The sequence below is a fragment of the Symmachiella macrocystis genome (assembly GCF_007860075.1).
Classification (GTDB): Bacteria; Planctomycetota; Planctomycetia; order Planctomycetales; family Planctomycetaceae; genus Symmachiella; species Symmachiella macrocystis.
The window spans coordinates 281,237-301,748 of sequence record NZ_SJPP01000002.1 but is presented as its reverse complement, the minus strand read 5'-3'; the positions used below and the strand labels follow the sequence as shown (position 1 = coordinate 301,748).

Annotated in this window: 12 protein-coding genes and 1 tRNA gene; 6 read left to right on the top strand and 7 right to left on the bottom strand. The window is 51.9% G+C overall.

What is annotated here, in order from left to right; all coding sequences use genetic code 11:
- Window positions 1–42: 42 nt before the first annotated feature.
- Window positions 43–4,113 (bottom strand): golvesin C-terminal-like domain-containing protein, encoded by a 4,071-nt coding sequence (locus CA54_RS19210; protein ID WP_146372623.1) that lies wholly within the window; start codon window positions 4,111–4,113, stop codon window positions 43–45.
- A gap of 612 nt (window positions 4,114–4,725) precedes the next feature.
- Between CA54_RS19210 and CA54_RS29485 the strand changes: the two genes are divergently transcribed.
- The 4 genes from CA54_RS29485 to CA54_RS19200 all read left to right on the top strand — a co-directional run bounded on the left by CA54_RS29485 (window position 4,726) and on the right by CA54_RS19200 (window position 7,906).
- A tRNA-Ala gene (locus CA54_RS29485) sits at window positions 4,726–4,802 on the top strand.
- 99 nt (window positions 4,803–4,901) lie between these two features.
- Window positions 4,902–5,984, top strand: a complete 1,083-nt coding sequence (locus CA54_RS19205) for a tyrosine-type recombinase/integrase (protein WP_146372622.1) — start codon at window positions 4,902–4,904, stop codon at window positions 5,982–5,984.
- 507 nt (window positions 5,985–6,491) lie between these two features.
- A complete protein-coding gene (locus CA54_RS29480; protein WP_197532620.1) occupies window positions 6,492–6,659 on the top strand; it encodes a hypothetical protein in 168 nt (55 codons plus the stop codon).
- 701 nt (window positions 6,660–7,360) lie between these two features.
- A complete protein-coding gene (locus CA54_RS19200; RefSeq protein ID WP_146372621.1) occupies window positions 7,361–7,906 on the top strand; it encodes a hypothetical protein in 546 nt (181 codons plus the stop codon).
- A 604-nt stretch (window positions 7,907–8,510) separates the two neighbouring features.
- On the opposite strand, the gene CA54_RS19195 is transcribed toward CA54_RS19200, so the two are convergent.
- Window positions 8,511–8,819 carry a hypothetical protein gene (locus tag CA54_RS19195; protein ID WP_146372620.1) on the bottom strand — a complete coding sequence of 103 codons (309 nt, stop codon included), beginning with the start codon at window positions 8,817–8,819 and terminating at the stop codon, window positions 8,511–8,513.
- Window positions 8,820–9,529: 710 nt separating this feature from the next.
- Here CA54_RS19195 and CA54_RS19190 point away from each other — a divergent pair.
- Window positions 9,530–10,957, top strand: a complete 1,428-nt coding sequence (locus tag CA54_RS19190; RefSeq protein WP_146372619.1) for an MBOAT family O-acyltransferase — start codon at window positions 9,530–9,532, stop codon at window positions 10,955–10,957.
- A gap of 34 nt (window positions 10,958–10,991) precedes the next feature.
- On the top strand, window positions 10,992–11,927 hold the full coding sequence (locus CA54_RS19185; RefSeq protein WP_146372618.1) for a hypothetical protein: 936 nt from the start codon (window positions 10,992–10,994) through the stop codon (window positions 11,925–11,927).
- 1,462 nt (window positions 11,928–13,389) lie between these two features.
- Here CA54_RS19185 and CA54_RS19180 read toward each other — a convergent pair.
- The 5 genes from CA54_RS19180 to CA54_RS19160 form a co-directional block, all read right to left on the bottom strand.
- A complete protein-coding gene (locus CA54_RS19180) occupies window positions 13,390–14,616 on the bottom strand; it encodes a hypothetical protein (protein ID WP_146372617.1) in 1,227 nt (408 codons plus the stop codon).
- Window positions 14,617–14,759: 143 nt separating this feature from the next.
- Window positions 14,760–15,917 carry a GNAT family N-acetyltransferase gene (locus tag CA54_RS19175; RefSeq protein WP_146372616.1) on the bottom strand — a complete coding sequence of 386 codons (1,158 nt, stop codon included), beginning with the start codon at window positions 15,915–15,917 and terminating at the stop codon, window positions 14,760–14,762.
- A gap of 37 nt (window positions 15,918–15,954) precedes the next feature.
- A complete protein-coding gene (locus CA54_RS19170; RefSeq protein ID WP_146372615.1) occupies window positions 15,955–17,724 on the bottom strand; it encodes a carbamoyltransferase family protein in 1,770 nt (589 codons plus the stop codon).
- Window positions 17,725–17,824: 100 nt separating this feature from the next.
- A complete protein-coding gene (locus CA54_RS19165; RefSeq protein ID WP_146372614.1) occupies window positions 17,825–18,091 on the bottom strand; it encodes a phosphopantetheine-binding protein in 267 nt (88 codons plus the stop codon).
- The gene (locus CA54_RS19160) at window positions 18,084–19,673 is read right to left on the bottom strand and encodes an amino acid adenylation domain-containing protein (protein ID WP_197532619.1); all 1,590 of its coding nucleotides are present in this window, start codon (window positions 19,671–19,673) and stop codon (window positions 18,084–18,086) included. Before CA54_RS19160 ends, CA54_RS19165 begins: the two co-directional genes overlap by 8 nt.
- Between the last annotated feature and the right edge of the window lie 839 nt (window positions 19,674–20,512).

Genomic DNA, 20,512 nt, shown 5'->3' with positions numbered 1-20,512 from the left:
TCTGTTCGGCTTGATTCGTGCACACGCGGGTGCGATTCGGCATCATGCAATTGACATCAAGCCGTCGAGAATCGGTTCCCACTGGTCATCCGCAAAGGGATTGAGAACATCGGTGCTGGCATGTTTCCCTTTCTTTTTGCCTGTCATGCCGCCGCCTAGCTCTTCAAAGAACTCTTCGTGGTTCGCAAACGGCTGGGAAGCATTTTCTTGAGCCGGCACGTTCTTCTTGGGCTGCTTTGTGCGTTTGGCGGCGTCTTCGGCAATCTGCTGCAAATCACCTTCGTCAAACAAGCGATTCGCTGAGTTTGTGATCGCCGGCGCTGGTAACACGGGAGCACTTTGGCCCCGGTTTCCAGGCAAATTGATCACCCGGCCACCGTCGTGCACGGCAATGGGCAAGTCGGTGATGTTCCCGGCCACATTGAGGTGATCATCGCCCTGGCACAACCAAATCTCGATGCTTTCGATCTCCGAGGCAGGGAAACGCTTGAAATTGAAACCGTCAAAGAAATCGGCGTGGACTTTATATTTGCCGTTGCCTTGCCGGTTGATCGTGATGTGGTCGGTGTCATTCGTGCCGACGACCTGCAGCACGCCATTCAGCACACCTGCTCCGGTAACGTAGATTGTCGTTTGAGCAGTCGTGACGCCGCCATCGTCATCGGTCAACGTGACGATCACTTCAAACACCCCGCCGTCAACGTAGATATGTTCGCCCGCAATGGAACCGGAACCACCCGTTTCGGTGATGTCCGCATCGTTGGACGCCCCGTCTCCCCAATCAATGACAGCCGTATGCGTATCGAGCACTCCTGCATCGCTGAACAGCCCAGAGACGGTAATCAAATCCCCTTCATACGCTTTGTCATCTTTAGGAGAGGAACTGATGAATAGATTGATTGCCGGATCGACGTTGTTGACGATTACGGTCGTTTCATCTGACAAAGTCCCGGTGTCGTCATCGGTGATGGTGAGGTTGATTGTGTAGATGTCAGACAAAGTGGCGGTCGGATTGTCATCAAGGTACTGGTGTTGGATGGCGAATTCACGCGTTAGCGGGTTCCATTTTACTCCGCCCGCATCGATTGCCACATCCCCCAATGCCACCGACTGCACGTTCTCGGGCGAAAGCGAATCACCCCAGTTGATGTCGAGAGTAAACGTGTCAAGCACACCCGGATCGACAATAGTTCCCGACAGCGTTGTGAATCCGTTTTCATCAGTCTCCGTGCTGAAAAGATTGGAAATTGTTGGATCGACGTTGCTGACGAATGTAATAAATTCGACTTCCCCTGCGTTATTGTTTCCTTCCATGACCGATACATTTACGTTGTAACTCGCCAGCGGATTTCCACTCTCGCCATCGTCGACATAGGTGTGATCGAAAGAGAACTCAGGCTCTGATTGGGTAATCGTCTCCGTCTGGATCGCACTACCGTCGCCCCAATCAATCGTCATCGTGTAAGTTTCTGCAGTTGCCGCGTCCGACAAGACCCCCGCCAGGGAAACCATATCTCCTTCATTAATCTCCGGTGTGAGAGTTAATGACTCAAAAACGGGTAATGCTTCAGGGGTGACATTAACTTGCCAATGACCATCACGGTCTGCGTCCTGAACATTGAGCCAAACCTCAGGCACACTTTCAGTAGCAAACACGAGTGCAGCTTCGACAGGGAAACCATAGCCTACAAAAAAATCAAATTTCGCCTTGATCCTCGCTTCAAAAACAGAGAATGCGGGTCGGCTGGCGAGAGTCGAATAGGGGCCTAACACATCATTGAGAATCTCATTGTCACGAAAATCACTGACATCTGGGTGAAGCATGTCCCTGTCGAAGCTGCCGTTCTGAAATCCATTGATTGGTCCGGCAAACATGTATTCCATCCCGTCGTCATCTGTGTAAGCGGACAGGTCGACATCATCCGAATCAAAAAATCCCCCCATTTCCGTGCTGATTTTCCATCGGTACTTTTCTAAGTATGGGTCAAGATTTACCGAACGAAGTGCAAATGCACGATTTCCGTCACTTCCTGTCGAAATCCAGTTCGACCCTCCTTGTTCCTGAACCACAAAATCACGTCCGTTGTTCCTAGCTGCTGACCCACGCCTTGACAAATCATTCATCAACTCCAGTACACCGAACCCTGGAATATTGGGAAAAGACTTATGAAAACGTTGCTCATAAGCGATTTCAAGATCTTTGAGAGTCTTGTCTTCACCATCGGTAATCGCCTCAGCGAAATATCTGAGAAATAGGTTTTTCATGCCCTGACCTGTCTGGTTAGATTCATCCACGTCAAGAGTCGATGGATCATCATGAAACAGATCTTGAAATAGCTGGCGTTGGACTGCTGGATCACCTGCTGCCCAGCTCCATACTAAACCTCTTAAGCGATCTCCACGATGTTTGTGACCTTCATCCAAATCGGGGGTATTGGGATCGTCTTCCCCGTAAGGCCCGTCGTTTTGCATTGGGTCATCTTCATCAGGTGTCTCGAAATCTTGATCCACATCATTCTGATAGCCCAGAACAAAATCGACTTTGGCAAAATTAAGATTCCGTGAGGCTGCGTAAATTAGGTCGTGCGTCTTCGCGGCATAGACTCCCGTTGCCCCCCGAATACCGTCGCTCTGCATTGAAGAAAATATGAGTGCATCTTCTGGTTCAAATGGAGGCCATGCATCGCGGATGTCATTCCGATTTACTTGTTCGTAGTTATTTCGATTGGGATTTTTTCCCCCGTCAGCTAAGAATGCGATTCCCGCTGACTTCCAGTTGACAGATACGTCGTTGTCAATGATTTGTGGAGTGGACTCTGAAGGATCAGCGACTACTTTATTGATGCGAATCGCATCCGCGATCACATACTCATCAGCTTTGGTGGTCAATTGTACGGTCAAAGTATTCCCGGTGATCGTAAATACACCCAGGTTTTCCCAGATCACGCCTTTCTCATCGGTGAAATCGTTCGGGTTAACCGATTGATTGACATCAATCGTTGCCAGTGAGGTTGAACCATCCAATACTGTGTACGGCGCGTCAGTCGCCTGGTATACATTTCCTTCCCACGTCGCTGCCACCTCATACTCACCTGGTTCTAGGTCAAATGTCCAACTCGCATTGGGTGATTGGCCTGGGTAAGTCAGACCGGACTGGTAATCGCCTTGGTACCCTCCTGTCTTGTATGGAGCCCAGATGTCATGTCCTGTCGTACTGAATCCGGATTCCCCGTTCTGACCTGCGCCTTCTTCTGCACCGAAAACACCGGTTGTATTTGAATCATTTCGGTGTGTGAAGATGACAACTCGTTTGCCAGCGGCGATCAATTCCCGTCGGGTTGGCCAACCGTGCGGATTTTCAGATGCAAGGCGATCAGCTGGCGAATAGATCATGTCATCGAATATTTCCATCGCCTGATACAGTGCTGTTCTTGCGCCAGGTGTGTTTGCATCATCGTCTTCAAAATCCTTCTCTTCGACACGGTCTTCAAAATCTAGGAAAACGATTTCGTTAGCATTTGCGGGATCATCGAGCCAGTCTTTAATTCCCTGCAGCGTGTCGTCGAATTCGATTTCAATCCCAACAAGATCTTGTGCTCCATGTCGCAAAAAAAGATCCTTCCCATTGGTACCGCCTGCCCAGAGATCCATTTCAATCGAACGTACACCTACATTGAGTTGATTCGTAATGCTGATGGATTGGTTCGGGCTCGTCCCCTGAACCGTTTGAACACCGTCTCCCGTGTCTTCCGGGTAGATGCCGCCCAGAGTGTTAAACGAATTATGAGACGCCAGATACAGAACGTTGCTGATCGGTTCATCGATCGATAGGTTGCTCTGGCTTTTCAGCGCCAGCCAAGTATCGTTTGCTTCAATGTTGTTGGTCGCGGTATATCCAGCCATCCAGAGTGGCACGGCAGACAATTCATGATCGTCAATATCGCCGTTCTCTCCAAAGTCGCTACCTGACAACACCACACGGTCCTCTAATACCTGCATGCCATTGAGGGCTTTGAAGTAGAGGGAACGTGGCGGTTGTGGACGTGATTGGGAGCCTGCGAACCGGGAGGTGTGCTGTGCTTGTCGGAACAGACTTTTTACGAGACGTCGCATTTAAGGCGCCTTTCTTTGGGCGGTGTTGGTCAATGTTGCTAAATCAAGCCCGCAGGACCAACACAAAGAAATCGGCAGGCGCCATCACCGTTGCCCGAAATTGGTCGACATTCACATTACCCAAACTCAATGGCCATTTCTACAATTGGTCCATTCGTTTGATATTTTTTTGAAGATTTTCTATTAGTACAAACTCCTAGCTTCAACCCAGCGGTGACACCAAAGACTTTCGAGCCAAGCCGTTGAAAAAAGTCGCGGACCTGCGTGCATATCACGTCATAATCTTCGCTCCAGCGGGGCGTTCATACGGACTCACCCTGGCTGCTTACAGCAGGTGACGTAAGGGCTGTGTGATCGACAACGATGAGTCGCAGAGCAGCATGAAGCCCCACTGACACCCGTTATGGACTGTTGGGTTTTTTCGTAGACCGTATGTCTTCCGATTCACGGGCCGTGTTCGTGAGGCGTTATGCGTCGGCGGTTTTTTCGTAGACCGTCTGCCCATGAGCCAGCAGGTCACACTCTGATCAACTCTGATCAACTTGCCCCAAAAGTTGCTTGAAATGGGGTGTAATTGTGTATAATTACAAGCACGTAAACCCTATAAAACAAGGGTTATTGTAATTGTAGTTGATACACAAGACTGACTGGCAGCCAGAAGGTCAGGGGTTCAAGTCCCCTATACTCCACCTGACAACTCGCTGATACGTAACGATTTACGTGACATGCCAAGAATGAGCAGTGTAGCTTCTACCGGCTAAATACCGGCTATTGAAGGAGCACGACCCATGGCAAGGCGTCCCGGTTACAATCTCCACAAACCGAGTGGACAGGCGAGAACTCAGATCAACGGCGTTGAGCATTGGCTAGGGAAGCACAATTCCCATGAAAGCCGCCGACGCTACCGCGAATTGATCGAGCAGTGGAAAGCCGACCGCAAAGACCAGTCGGTTGGATTGCGTCCCGACATCACGGTTGGTGATCTCGTGCAGCGTTACCGCGCGTTCGCTCACGACCACTACCGCAAAAACGGTCGTCAGACATCCGAGGTATCCGCGCTCGAAAGTGTGTTGCGGGTGATCGAGAAGTCCCACAGCAAAACCTACGCTGCCGACTTCGGACCGAAGGCGCTAATACAAGTCCGCGATAAAATGATCGCGCTGGGCTGGAAGCGGATCAGTGTCAATAAGCAGGCGGGCCGTATCCGTCGTATGTTCAAGTGGGCGGCGAGTGAGGAACTGTTATCGTCATCGGTTTATCACGATCTGATGACCGTGCAGGGGCTTGAATCGGGCCGGTCATGCGCCGTCGAGAGTACACCGGTCACGCCCGTTCCCGTAGACACGCTGACGGCGATTCTGCCGCACCTACGGCCACCAGTGGCGGCGATGGTACAACTGCAATTGCTGACCGCTATGCGCCCGGGTGAAGTCCTTCACATGCGTGCCGAAGAAGTCGACTGTTGGGGCGACGTTTGGGAATACAGACCCGGTTCACACAAGACGGAACACCATGGAAAAACGCGAGTGATTTTCATCGGTCCGAAGGCGCAGAAAATCATTGAGCCGTTTCTGAATGCTACCGAAACCGGCTATGTGTTTCGGCCAACGATGCGCAATAACAAACTGCCGGCGAATCGCCCCTACGGACGCGACTCATACCGCAACGCTATCAAGCGAGCATGTGAAAAGGCCGAAGTCGATGACTTCCATCCGCATCGCATCCGCCACACTGCTGCAACAGCATTACGCCAGCAAGGCGACGTAGAAACTTCAAAAATAATCTTAGGTCATGCAACGATTGCAATGACAGAAGTTTACGCCGAGCGCGACCACTCAAAAGCGCGTGACGTGATGAAGCAGCTAGGTTAAACGTATTGACAATGTGAGAATGGTATTTAAGATTGAGTGACTTCGTAAAATGATTGCCAAAGTTTCCACAGCAAAATAGCCGCCTTAATACTACTACTGCTAGTTTCTAATTTAGAGATTAGTGAAGCGGCTCCATTCAAAGCAAAAATTGGCTATGTGAAACCGGGCACAACCCCGGACACATTGCATTTCCGATACCTATCGTTGTAATCAGGTCAGCGTTTGAACGTGATTTCTGAGCTAACGGGTATCGGTGCGATTTTGCGCCGGAGCCAATTACAATTTGAACTGATGTTGCACCAGCCAGTGAAGAGAGGTGCAACGGTTGGCCGGAGAGGTCGACCACTTCAGAAAATCGTCGCACTGTTCGACCCACCGAGGGCGAATCCAGGTCGGTTTGCTGAGGGTAACACGAATAGCACACAGGATTGTGCGCTCGTGATTACGTCTCGGTGAATTGATTCGGATTCGCCCTTTTTTCGTCTTTGCATTTTAGGAGCTTGATTGATGACGACCGTTTCTACTTCTCGTGATGTGATGATTGACCCGTTCGGTGAAGACACTGAGCCGATTTCAAAAATCTGCAAGACGATCCTCGGCAAGCCGTCGGCGCAGACTGTTTGGCGGTGGAGCCGGATCAACCGCGGCAACAAGCACTTTCACGGAGAGGCTTAATGAGTCCATGAACCGCAAAGAAAAAGCATGCTAAATCCCAAAATCCAAAATGCTCATTTTTTACAAAACATTGAAAGCGCACGAAAAGGCCCGGCAAGAGGGAAGTGGAAATCTCTCACCGGGCCAAGTGTTCACATTCCCTGCAAAGGGATACACGGGTGATATCAATAACACACTGGACGGACAAGTTCACTTATCTGCCGATCGACTCGAAAACCAAACGTCCGCCGAAAGGAGTGCTCAACAAACCAGCCTATCAGGGCGGAGAGAAGCCGCGAAAGTCGTTGCCAGGTGAAAACTCGGCGTGTTGGTTGGATACGTCTCAGGCGGGCTGGCAGTGGTCGAAATCGAACGGATCATCGACCACGAGCGACAACTCCAAGAAATCGGCGTTAATGCAAGTCAGTTGTAATAAGGCCTTGCCAGAAAAAAAGGCCGACCGAAAATGGCCGACCCTAGTGTGTGTGCACCGGTGAGATTAAACCCAACCACGCAATAGGGGAAGACAGATGCCAGAGATGGCGCACGAACCGACACTCGCAGAAATCAAAAAATGTGCGAGCAAATCCAAGCCCAATGGACCGAAGCTGAGAAGTTCTCACGCCGCACCGGCCGCCCGCAATGTGAATTTGAATCCTCCCATTGGAAACCCCCGGTGGCGAAACGCGAGCGAACCAGAAAGGTTAACCAAGGTTAAGACCATGAGTGACTGTGTGGGTTTGATGGAACAATATGGCGAGAGATACCGAGTGACGTTTGACCCCGTAATCGATCCGCACGGCCGGCAGCGCGACAAGATCGACCCCATATTGCAGGTCTTAAAGTGCCGCTTCGGCGAGATCTACCCGCAGGGTGGCGATTTACTGGTGATCGAATTACGGAACCATCCTAGTATTGCCCGGCAGTTGAAGGAATCAGGCTGTTGCCAAGTCCACCAAGAGGGTGAAGGCGAAATCTGGCTGCTTTTCCAGGCAGAGCACTTCGAGGCGGTGGCCGAGATCGTGAAGCCCCACCGCCGAACGCAGATCAGTGATGAGCGTCGCCGGGAACTGGCTAAGCATGTCCAACTTTTCAATGTGAGCTCTTCGATAAAACAGCGAGGATTCGACGTCAGAATCAACGCTAGCACGTCGGCGCGACAAATACCACTCGGAATCGGCAACCGGCGTTTTAATGCACCATTTGGCGGCCTGACCACCGGAATTCCCAAGATCGGAAAATGGCCCTCCAACAACACTGATCTTTGACAACATATTCCGACTGTCCCGCAACCGAAAGCAAGGCCAGGACCGTTATTTGTTTATTCCGCCAATCGGGAAGGGGTATTACGCCAACTTGATTGAGCGTCAGCCACATGATCAGCTCCACCCGGAAAAACAACATGGTGGCGCGATGCCTTTTGGCGAGAATTTAGGGAATACTCCTGCCCGGCCTGACCGCGGGCCAGGACGGCACGGAGGCAGTGACATACTCAATTGAAGCAATGTGTCCAGAATCGCCGCCACTCGCGCCCGGTGCGTGGAGGCGCAGGGCGAATACCTCAGAGAACACGGCGACTGTGATCAAGATTTTCAATACGGGGGCAGACGGCACAAAAATCGCCACGCCGCGCGTGGGCGTAAAAATACGTTTTGTGCTAAGTTGAATAGGTCCGATGCTCTAACACATGTCACACGCGGTCGATTAGGTGCAGGTCAATTGCAATAACGTTGCGGTCGCCGCCCAGTTCCAGGGCCTGTCGTGCCTCCGACGCAACACGTTAAATCTTGCCGAATGGGATGCGATCACCCATTGCCTCCCCCCCAAAATGGCATTTCATTCCCGGTATTATTTTGACCCCAAAACGCTGGGTTATTGGGTTCTGGCCAGCAGATCGAATAGGTCTTCCTCGTCGTCCAGTAGATTGAAGCCATACACAAAATCGTTCCCCAGGCCGGAGTCGATGTAGTTGGTGCCGTAGGCCACGATGAAATAGTATCCGGCGAAAGTGGAGATGTACGTGAAACCGCCGCCGACATGGATATTGTCATTGTGAGCACCGCAGAGAATCGTATTGCTACCGCCCCCGCAAATCCCGTCTAAAAGCGTCGGCCAATCATTGTGTTCAGATGATCTGCCACGGCGATATGACTGATCAGGCAGAAATGCTGGCTGCTGCACGAGTCGCAACTACGAATAACGCAGATCATGAATCCGCTGCATCTGGTGCCGGAGATTCAGGAAGAAATATTGTTTCTGCCTCAGACGGTTGCGGGTTGCGATCCGACTCACGAAAAGCTGATTTGGCCGGTTGCCACGAAGCATGGAGTAGGAAGTGCGGCGAGGGATTTGGAAGCGAATTAGCAATTTCCCAGTCAGACGGCGGTGGGACATGCCGTTGCGCGAAACCCTGGATGGAGATGTCCCACGACGCTACAATGAATTTTTTGCAGCCTGTAATTGATAACCGCTCTATTCACATTCATTGTACAAAATGAAATGGATAAATGACGAAGCCAATTCATGATTCCCGACTACGGTCTGGATCAGATTGACTGTATGGGCTAATACCAGTTCTATCAGCGGCTCAATGAACTGTCTGAGGCTGGAGCAATCCGAAGATTGACAATAGGCTGCAGTTCGGAGTTCAGCCATGAACGTGCCACGAAAGAGTCGTCTTTCAAATTAACGAAGCAAATGAGGTGGTGGTGAGTAACAATACGCTGGCTAGTCATTTTCCATTCTAAGGGCCAGTCTACCAATTCATGAATTTGCCCGAGCGAGCCGCCTGACCATCTCTTTAGATGGAGGTGCATTTGGCAAGACGCTCAATGCTGTTCATTATTTGAAATCAGTGCAGTTCCACCTCCGAACTTGTTCGCCGTTATCTCATGCTCTTCAACTCCTACGCATTTCTGATTTTCCTGCCGATTGTTTTGGCGGTCTATTATTGCTTGAACTTGCGTGCGCAAAACCTGTGGTTGCTCGCGGCAAGCTGGTTTTTTTACGGTTCGTGGGATTATCGTTTTTTGGGTCTTTTAGGAATCTCGACGGTCGTCGATTATTTCTGCGGACGGTGGATCTATCAATCCACGAATCCCCGCACGCGCAAACACTTGCTGCTGGTTAGCATTGTCACCAATCTTTCCATTCTGGGCTTCTTCAAATACTACGGATTTTTCGTAAGTTCCCTCATAGCGCTCTTGGCGTCATTAGGTATTCGCGCCAACGTGCCTATGCTGAATATCTTGCTTCCTGTAGGAATTTCCTTCTATACGTTTCAGACGATGTCGTACACCATCGACATCTATCGCGGATTGGACAAACCGTGCGATAGTATTGCGACGTTCGCGCTTTTCGTATCGTACTTTCCGCAATTGGTCGCCGGTCCTATCGAACGCGCCTCAAGCTTGTTGCCGCAACTGAGCCAAAAACGAACGATTACTGGCCGCTGTTTGCGCGAAGGCTTGATGCTGATCGTTTTGGGATATTTCAAAAAAGTGGGGGTCGCCGATACCCTGGCGCCTCTTGTAGACACGAGGTTTACTTATCCCGATCAAGCCACATCTGCGGACCTATTGTTTAGCTTGTATCTGTTTGCGATCCAGATTTATTGCGATTTCTCTGGGTATACCGATATTGCACGGGGTGTGAGCCGTTTGTTAGGCGTGCGATTGATGGTGAATTTCGCCCAGCCTTACTTTTCTACGTCAATCACAGAGTTTTGGCGGCGTTGGCATATTTCACTTTCAACTTGGTTGCGAGACTACCTCTATATCCCTTTGGGAGGGAATCGGCATGGAACCTTGATCACCTATCGAAATTTGTCAATCACTATGTTGTTGGGCGGCTTATGGCACGGCGCTAGTTGGAATTTCATCGTGTGGGGGGCCTTGCACGGGATGTATTTGTCGGTGGACCGACTGAAACATGGTTCACGGCCGCCAATTTCCGAGTGGACCTGGAGAAATTCTTGGTGGATGATTGTGAAGATGTTCGTCGTATTTCACCTCGTCTGTCTGGCTTGGATTGCCTTTCGCGCTCAAAATCTCCCCGATGCCCTGCATTTTTTAGAAGGAATTTTCGCCGGTCGCCACAATGCTGAAATCAATGAAATCTCTTGGATGAGCAAGCGCCTGTTGATATTGATAGTTACGTTGGCGGCGATTGACATTTGTCAACGGGCGTCGAACGACCACGTGGTGTTTCTGCGGCTGCCCACAATCTTACAGGGCGCATTCGTCGCGCTGCTGATCGCCCTAACACTCGCATTCGGCGGAATTGATGATCAAGTTCCCTTCATCTATTTTCAGTTCTAGCTGGTCCAAACTCTGGGACCAGGATACTGTAATCTTGCTGCGCGTCGTCATCGTCGCCGGTTTGTTACTGGTGGCAGGTGAAGCGGCCTCGCGGGTAGCCCTCAAACCGGTGGGGACATTGTGGGAGTATTGGAACCCCGAAGCTGCAGTGAAATTCCGATGGTACCGCGATGTCTGCGAATCCTCCACTGCAGATGATGTGCACATGCCCGATATACTCGTCGTTGGCGATTCGACGGCGGCGCGGGATTTTGACCCCGTCGAACTCGAGTCGCAAATCGCGCCGGGCTATGAAGTGTACAATCTGGGGTGGCCGGCGAATTTTCCGATGGCGTTCCAGTCTTCGACGATTCCGATGCTCCGCGACGGACAGCGGGTTCCAAGCGTCGTCGTCGCCTCGTTTTCTCCCAGTGCTTTTGCGGATGACGCAACGGTCCACCGGTTTGAAGCCAACATTCTCCACTCCGCTTATTGTCGTCGTCAACGAGAGGGCACACTCATTCAAGACTTCTTGTGGATGACCCGAATTCGTCCAGCTTTGCGATGGCAGAAACTTTGGTTCTCGGGCAAGCAACCCGGGCCACCCCCGCGCAAAGGTTTTTATCCTCTTGACGGACATGAAGAAAAGTCCGAGCTAGGCGGGCATCGAGATGAATTGCGCCTTTCAGAAAATCGACTCGATGTCTTGCGGGAATTGGTCGAACTATCCTCCGAGCGAAATTTCCAATTGGTAATCGTGATTCCTCCCATTCAAAATGTTGATGCGATTCCCGAAGTGACTGAATTTCGGCGCGCCCTCGAAACGATCTGCAAAACCGAGAATTGCCATGTTGTTGACTGTCTCAATGTCGAGGGGGGTTCACAAAAATATTTCTGGAACGTCACCCATTTAAACCAAGACGGCGCCAAAGTGTTTTCGCGTTGGTTTTCTAAAAATGTCTTGCGGGACGTGCTACCGCCTGCACCATAAGTTGCTCTAACACGTTATTGCCGGGTCGCATACCGGCACGATGTTGCCAAATCGATATTTGCATACAAAGGCCCATTAACCGGCCGTTCGTTGGTGCGGATGGACCGATTAGCCTACGAGCAATCACTTTAACTTAGGACGCCCAAGCCCCACTGACATGCAAGTAATTGCGGTCGCCGAGTGTTAACATGCGAACGCTGGAGAGGAAGTTCGGCTATCCGATATTACGTACATTCCGATGGTGTAGTTTTTTTATAGTTAACTAGCGGTGCTGGATTGGTTCAGTCGGTATATGGTGAGCTGGCAGTTGTCGAGCAGGTTGGACAGCACGTTTTGCCTCAACAATTTGGAAGAGGCGTTGCTGCAAAGCACGCCGAAAATTTCAAATTCCAACCAAGGCGAATAATTCACATCGACGAGTTTTACCAGTCGCTTGGAGCCGTCCGGGATTTGGGTGAGTATGGATGGCAAGGGGCGGGCGCTAGACAACGTGCTGGTGGAACGATTGTGGTGGAGCATGAAATACGAGGAGACTTACCTGAAGAGCTACGACTGCGTGCCCGAAGTGGAAAAGGCGATGTCGCGTTACTTCAGATTTTCACGCGTGAGTGATTGCACAGTGTGTTAGATAGACGCACGCCGGCGGAAGTGTTCTTTGGGAGCGATTGAGGGCGGAGCAAAGCGAAAGCCATTTCGCACCTCTGCAGAAGCTCAACGAACGGGGCCAGCGGAAGGTGTTATGGAGCAGTTCAAAGATCGCTTAACTTGGTTGAAAAGTGGTTTAGGAAATGGGGGCCACATCACTGTTTGAACTCCGAGGAGCTCAGGTTTCATAAGCCCAAGTGGCGTCGGAATTACTGTTGCCGAATGATGCAACACGCGTTAGTCCAATAATCCCTTCCACGCCATGCGGGCAAATCGTGGTTTTGTTCCAAGCACTCGCTCTCGTAGCAACTGACGCAAATTAGAGTTTGGTCATCGTGGACCGATTTACGAGTTTCTCCGTCCAAGGGTTTGTGGCAGCGCGGGCAAGTAGTCATGAGTATGATCCCGTTTTAAAACAGAATGTTAACCATTTTTATGTTAAACTTGCCTTGAACCTAACGCGACAAAAAAAAACTGGATCCCTTACTGTTTCCAACTTAGATTTTCTACCTCCCAACACGTTCGTATCAGTGGATCAGTTTTTCAAACGGGGGTTAAGTTGAGTTGCGCGGGTCGGTCGGAATATCAGGCCGTCGTCGTTGTGACAATATGAATTCAAAACTTCGACATCTCGAATTGAAAAGGCGGGCTGCGTCAGTCGGCGGAGAGCCGTCGCCTCACAGACGCGCAGTTATCATGTCGCTTGCCATCTGAATCTCAAGAACTTCGTCGGAATAACGGTGACTTATCCTCTGCAGTTCTGTCGCAGGCACCGTTCGTCAATCGCCTGGGTGATCAATGCGTTCCAAGTCTCGTTTTACTCATCCTTGCCAGGGAACGTCACGCAATAAATACGTTTACCGAATTGCTCGATGCGGCACGAGGTCGGTTCTCCGAGGCAAGATACTTTGAAGTCTCCTGAATCCGAATGGACTCCGAATGAAAATCCGGCTAGGTCCGCGGGGGTTAACGTCTCGAATCGGACACCGTCGGGACGAAAATCGATGCGGTTACTAATCTCGACATGATTGCGCAACACCAAATAGTCTAAGAGCTGCGCCGTTCCCGATAGCATGAGATCCTGCCGTCGATACAACTGAGCTAAATACTCAAGAGCTTTGACCGTGGAGGGAGGCACGTGTTGCGGGTCGTCGACGCGGTCCGCCCGCGGCTTTCCCAGATGCGTATAGACGACGCATGTGCCGCCGATGGTCAACAGCCGGTCGATGAAATCGCGGGCGAGAACCGTCGAAAGCCCATCGATGTCGGCATGCGGCCACTGCCCGTACCGGGCAAAACGATAAAACGTTTGTCCGTCGGGAAAACTGTGCGGCTCGTACTGACGGTTGTTGACCGGCACGTAATCGAATGCCCTGGCGTCCACAACTCTCCACAAAGGTTTCGCCACCACGTCGGCCACGGCGCGGGCGAGTGATATCCAGCGGTTTGATGAACGTGCTGCATACCATTCCAGTAGAGACACGTGTCGGTCCTGGCCGATCGTTTTTGTGAGTTTACCGTCCCAAATGTATCTCACGCCAACCGCGTGGACCAAATCCAGCATATACTCGTAGTTGGGATACTCATGGCCCGACGAATCTACGGACAAGGGGATCGCCTTACGGTTCGCACGATGGATCAGGTTACCGGAGAAGTTGCTGTGGTCCGTCCAAACGCGGGGAACGATGTTGTGGTGCTGGAGGATTTCACAGCCCTGTTCTGCATCCTCGCGACAAAAGCGGTGTGATCGGCTATCCTGGTAATCCCCCCAGGTGTGCATCGTATCATGGGGATGTGCCTGGAGAATCTCGGGATAGTCCCGCACATTCACTTGCTCCGGCAGCGTTTCATTATGGTTGCTGATAAAAAATGCGTCGGCGAACGGCAACTGCAATTCTTCCCAAATCAAATGATGCAGTTGCCGCCAGCGCTCAATGGTCGTGAAATCGGGGTCGTTGGAAATGGTTAACCAACTCCGATAAGGAGGTGGAACGGCGAGTAAACCGAGTTTTCTACCCGCGCTGTCTAAGCAGTGAGGTGACATTTGCTCAGTGGCTCCCATTCCAACAGGACGCGGCGACATCGTTTTCTTTGTAAATCGAATCAGCCGAACGCAATCGAACCTGATCGCGACTCGCCGCAACCAGTCGATCCGTCAATTCGGTGACCGTATCTTGAAAGTGGCGATCAACCATAAGCGCAGTCCCCATCCACGTAGCTGAATGATGGCGGCCCTGAAGCGTCGATGGCTCGGCTCATTCGAGAGTCCTCGCTATTTGACAGCCATTGATACGAGCGTTGTCCTTGACTCACTGTCCTTGCCAACACGCGGATTCCGCCGACGGCCTGTTCCATCTCCATCGGCAGTACAAGTTGTTCGACATCGAATCGCTTGGCGTGGAGAATTGCCAACCACAAAACGGCCTCGTACTGCGACGGATCCAAAACACGCACGTCAAGCATCTTCAAAGTACGCCGCCCGCGTTTTTCTGTCACAAGCAGAGTGACGTATCCAGTGCACTCGCCCCGTTCGTTCTCCAGTTCCACGGCGATGAACCGCGACAAATTCCGCACATCCGAAAAGGCGTAAGGTGGGTGAGTCGGGGCTTTCGCCTCGGGGATCCAGGGATTATCCAACATCCAATTGACGGTCTCAACGTCGCGACATACGGCGGTTGGACTTGGCAACTCGACATAGACGGGGGGGCGGACGCGCTCGACCTCTTGCGACGTCACAGTGGAAAGCTGGCTACTTGCGCGGCAACTCAAACGGCCAAGAACCGTCCGGCGAATCGGGACGTAGAGCAGTGATTGTGAAAATTCGGAGCGAGGTTTTCTGCCCGTGATCTTGGCCGTAAGCCGCCCAAATTTCCGGGTCAAGGCGCTCACCAAGTCCAGGTTGCGCAAGTCGAGTTTCAGAAATTCCAGCCGGCCGAAATCACGAAAACCGAATGCGGTACACAACCGGCGGGACGGTTCGTTAAAACCGGTGATGACCGTATCCTTTTTCATCAATATCAAACGTTTCATGAGTTGAAGCACAGCTGTGCTGGTGCGATATTCCGGCTGGACGAATAGCCCGTAGGTCCAAATCATAGGAATCTGTTCCTGACCAGTTCGTAGCACTCCCGGAATGACTCCTAGATGTCCAACGCATTTCTCCCCCGAGTAGGCGACCAACAAGCCGACATCGCCGGGCGACGCGAGGGGATTTTTAGCCTGTGCTTCCGCGCGAGCGGACGTAATCGGGCTGATAACCTGGCTGTGGGCTTGCTCCGCGTAGGAACGTGCAAATTGCGGCAGGTCCTCCGTTGCGACCGCCTCGATACGGATCCGGTTCGACATGGGATTGCCTCTGCTTGGGAAACGGGCGTTCGGTCACCTACCGGTTGGCATTCCGACGTTGGACGAGATAGTCGCCCAAGAACAAGCAGTCAATTCCCGTACCCAAAAACGTAGTCAATGCCTCACGCGGGGAATTGACCATTGGTTGGCCCTTCACGTTAAAGCTGGTGTTCAAAACCATCCTGCGTCCGGTGGCGCGGCCAACCTCCTCCAGCAACATCCAAAAGTCCGAATTGTGGTCCTGGGAGACGGTTTGTACGCGTGCGGACCCGTTCACATGCGTGATTGCAGGAAGAGCGGCCCGGTGTTCCTCGCGGACGTCGACTATCATGATCATATACGGCAGTTCGGTACCCGGATCGACATCGAACCAGCGGTGGACCTCTTCTGCCGCCACGGCGGGTGCGAACGGCCGGAAACCCTCCCTTTTTTTGACCATGGCGTTGATTCGATCGCGCATTTCTGGATGGCCGGGATCCGCTACGATACTGCGGTTGCCTAGCGCCCGGGGGCCGAATTCCATACCGCCGCGAAACCAAGCCAGCACTTCTCCGTCGGCGACGCGCCGTGCAGCGTCCTGGCAGGTCGCTTCTAGGGAGTCAAACTTGGTGACAGAAATCTCCGCCTCGAATTTGACGAGTTCCTGCTGGATGTCTTCGTCGGAATAGGCCGGTCCCAAGTAGGGTGGGGCCAATCGTTTGGCCGGAATCGCATCACCGTGGTACTGGGACCTAGATAAAGCCGCGCCCAACGCCGCGCCATCGTCTCCGGCGGCTGGCTGCACGTAAATGTCGTCGAACAATCCCGACCGCAAGAGTTTTCCGTTGGCCGTACAATTCAGCGTCACGCCGCCGGCCATCGCCAGGTTGCGTGCGCCGAGCCGCTTACCGAATGTTCCGCACAGGTGCAACATCGTATTGTCGAGACACTCTTGCAACGCTGCCGCGATATCGCGGTGGTCGTCAGTGATCTCCTCCTCCGGTGACCGAGGCCGTATGAGATTCTCCGACAAGTATTGCCGCGTCGCCTGATTTGTTTCTCGCTCTTCACGGGTTTTGTTGAGTTGCAAAATCGGAATTTTAAATGTGCCGTCGTCGTTTAATTGAACCACATCTTGAAAGAACTTGCGATAACGGCTGGGATCACCATAGGGTGCCAGGCCCATGATCTTGTATTCGTCGGCGTTGAAGTCGAAGCCGACGTGCAAGGTGATTAACGAATACAGGATGCCGATCGAATCCTGGGCGGAGACTTGCTGAACCAATTCAAGGTTTCCACCCGTGCCCCGATAGATGGAGGCGCTGTGTGCCTCGCCCATGCCGTCTATCACCACGACCAGGCAGTCATCCCATCCGGACGTCAAGTAGACACTAGCGGCATGCGCAAAGTGGTGATTTATTTGAACCACGCGGTCTTCCGGGAATCCGTCGAGATCTCGTCGGACGTGCTTCAACAATGCTTCACGGGAAAACACTTCATCGTACTGTTGCCGCGTTGCCGGGTCCAAAGCGTAGATTGCCCGATAAGGGGCATAGTCGAATCCGTGCACGAGTTCATCAACATCGCCCAGCGTCAATCCCGCTTCCCGCAGACAGTAATGGATTGCATTGACCGGAAAGGCGCCCGTATGTTTATTCCCAGTGAATCGTTCTTCCTCCGCAGCAGCCACGATGCGGCCGTCTAAGACCAGCGCCGCCGCGGAATCATGACCTTGTGAAATCCGATACTCCCGTTCCTCCAGACCCGGCCAGTGCGCTTTCTTAAAGGGCATGGCGTCTTCCAAACCACTGATTCCAATAATGTTCATCAGTTTCCGTTTCTGCTAAACGTGTATCTTGAAGTGTCGTTACAGGAGAAGGAAGAGGGGGGCAAGCCCATACCGATTTGGCCGCGAACCGATTGGTCAATCAAGATTTCATCGCGGCTTCGGTGATGCGTGTTAGTCCGCCCAATGTCGTGAACTCCTCTGGATCGAGTTCGGAAAAATCGATACTCGCGCCGAGTTCACCTTCGATTTGCGTCAACAATCCCACCAAGCCCAGCGAATCGAAGATTTCCGACTCAAAGAAATCAAAGTCGTCGCCGATATCGTCGACAGCGATCGCTTTGACTTCCGCGGCGGCGCGTATTTTTTGGAGGATAAAGTTTCTCACGTCAGTAGTTTGATCATTCATCAACGAGTCCTCGAATTTGTTCGCTCAATGTGCGACGGTCGACCTTGCCGTTGGCATTGAGAGGGATTTGTGGGACAAATATCACGCGTCGTGGCACCATATAGTCCGGGAGCGATTGCTTACAATGCGACAGAATACGCTGCGTTTCCAACTCCGGATTTTCTGTGAAGACCGCATAAATGCATTCTGCGGCCGCCTGCATCGGCGGCCAGCCGAGCGCCACCGCAGAATTGTCTCCGGACTGCCGCAGCGCGTTTTCAATCTCCTGTAATTCCACCCGATGCCCCAGCACTTGAATCTGATTGTCGATCCGACCGAGGTAATGAATGCAGCCGGTTTCATCCTCCCTGACCAAATCACCCGTGCGGTACCACAACTCATCGCTGCTGCCCAGATGGATAAACTGTTCTGCCGTCTTCGCGTCGTTGTTCAAATAGCCCCGGGTAACTTGAGTTCCGCTCAGACAGAGTTCGCCCTGTTGTCCAGACGACACCGGTTGATATTCCGCATCGATGATGGCGTGCGATTGACCGGTGAACAGCGTACCGATCGGTACGACGCCGTTTGTGAAGTTAGCCGAGTCCGCAGTTTCCGGGTTCCAAGGGAAGTGGGAAATCGCGATCGTGGCTTCCGTCGGCCCATACAGGTTTTCGACAACCGAATTCGGAGCGGCAGCCTGCCACGCCTTTGCCGAAGACGCTAGCAACGGCTCACCGCAGAACAGACTATAACGAATCGTGGGAAACGCCCCGGGTTCAAGCAATCGTAGTCGTTGCAAAAACGAAGCGACCGAAGGGACCGAAAACCACATTGTGATCTGTTTTTCGCGGATGAATTTGGCGGGCGCCATTGTGGAGCGTTCGGGGACACAGCACAAACAACCACCATTGCTCCAACATAAAAACATATCGTGCACGCTGAGGTCGAATGTCAAATCAAACGTTTGGGAAAACCGGTCCTGTTCGTTCACGCCGTACCGCTTTGTCAAATACCGCAAATAGCTCACAACATTCCGATGGCTGACCGGAACTCCTTTCGGATCGCCGGTACTGCCCGAGGTGAACAATAAATACGCGATGTCATCGTCACCTACGTCGTCCGGTACCGCTGGCAATTGAACTGACGACATCGCCGATTCGGAAACAAATTTGTGAAGTGGAAATTCGTTGGTTAGCTCTCCGACGTCCACTGTGTCTGCCAAAACCAGCGTCAATGGCCGCGAGACGCCGGGCAGCAACTGTTTCAACAAAGACACCGCTTCACTACCGACGACGATCGTCCGCATACCAGAGGCATCAATCATTTTCAGCGTGCGCTCTTGTGGAAAGCGCGGATTCAACGGTACGTACGCTTTGCCAGAACGGAGGATTCCTAATACTCCGCTATAAGCGACGAGGCTTCGAGCGGCAAGCAAGCCGGCGACGCGAGTTGGATCGTTTTGAGTTGCGATTGTGGCTGCGATACGGCCCGCGAACTGATCGAGCCTCTCGTAGGAATACGATTCGCTGCATACTTCGAGTGCCGCCTTAGTCGAGAATTCACGCAATGACGCACAAAAGCTCGTTAGGAGGTGGTATCTCATATCAAAATCCTGGGAAGGCATTCCACGTGGGAATACACATCTGAAACACTTAGGGCAACCATGAGGTTGATCTAATCACGTCATGTCTGTGAAGAATCCATCTAGTGAATCTTGCTGCAATTTTAGCGATGACGCAGAACGGGAGGCAAGGATTTTTGTAGCGTTTCGAGAACCGGCAGGAAACCGTCAAAGGCTAGGAGGGTTTTTCTGAAAAAAACAGTTGTGATTAGCGTTGGCCCTGAATCCCGAATACAACACATCCTCAAAATCGATGGGATATTCTTATCGTCTGCCGATCAGGACGTACCTAATTCAGTGATTCCTTAGGACTTCGCGGCGTTGTGACGGTCATGATTGTGTCTGACTGATGGAGCAAATTATCCAACCGAAAGGTGCCGGGGATCGAAAATTAGTCGCTTCAGTAGCTGTGGCCGATCTTCAGTGAGTCGCGGAAACAATGTCCCAGTTGTTCGGCCTATAAAATCAGCCAGATCAAACCGCTATACGCATAGCGCAAGATAGCATTGCGTTCTTGCTGTTGTACTTCCCACATTGCAATCTGGCGTGCAATGTGCATGCACAGCCACCAGCTTTGCAGACAACGAACATCGATTTTCCCAAAGCCATGCCGCAACGGCCGATGTGACAGGTGCTGTCCAAAAACGAGTTACTGCCGTTTTCGTCCCGATAGTTCTCGTTGAACTGATAAATGTCAACATACGACTGGTCACCATATATCTTGAGACTAACGGTCGCTTCCTGGTGGGTAACAGTTCGGAAAAACAGGCAATGGTCCGAAACCGGAAAAACTGTCATGTTGGCTAAGTCTAAACCATCGA

Coding starts and splice junctions, on each gene's coding strand:
- CA54_RS19210 (WP_146372623.1), bottom strand. CDS start 4,113: ATGCGACGTCTCGTAAAAAGTCTGTTCCGACAAGCACAGCACACCTCC.
- CA54_RS19205 (WP_146372622.1), top strand. CDS start 4,902: ATGGCAAGGCGTCCCGGTTACAATCTCCACAAACCGAGTGGACAGGCG.
- CA54_RS29480 (WP_197532620.1), top strand. CDS start 6,492: ATGACGACCGTTTCTACTTCTCGTGATGTGATGATTGACCCGTTCGGT.
- CA54_RS19200 (WP_146372621.1), top strand. CDS start 7,361: ATGAGTGACTGTGTGGGTTTGATGGAACAATATGGCGAGAGATACCGA.
- CA54_RS19190 (WP_146372619.1), top strand. CDS start 9,530: ATGCTCTTCAACTCCTACGCATTTCTGATTTTCCTGCCGATTGTTTTG.
- CA54_RS19180 (WP_146372617.1), bottom strand. CDS start 14,616: ATGTCACCTCACTGCTTAGACAGCGCGGGTAGAAAACTCGGTTTACTC.
- CA54_RS19175 (WP_146372616.1), bottom strand. CDS start 15,917: ATGTCGAACCGGATCCGTATCGAGGCGGTCGCAACGGAGGACCTGCCG.
- CA54_RS19170 (WP_146372615.1), bottom strand. CDS start 17,724: ATGAACATTATTGGAATCAGTGGTTTGGAAGACGCCATGCCCTTTAAG.
- CA54_RS19165 (WP_146372614.1), bottom strand. CDS start 18,091: ATGAATGATCAAACTACTGACGTGAGAAACTTTATCCTCCAAAAAATA.
- CA54_RS19160 (WP_197532619.1), bottom strand. CDS start 19,673: ATGAGATACCACCTCCTAACGAGCTTTTGTGCGTCATTGCGTGAATTC.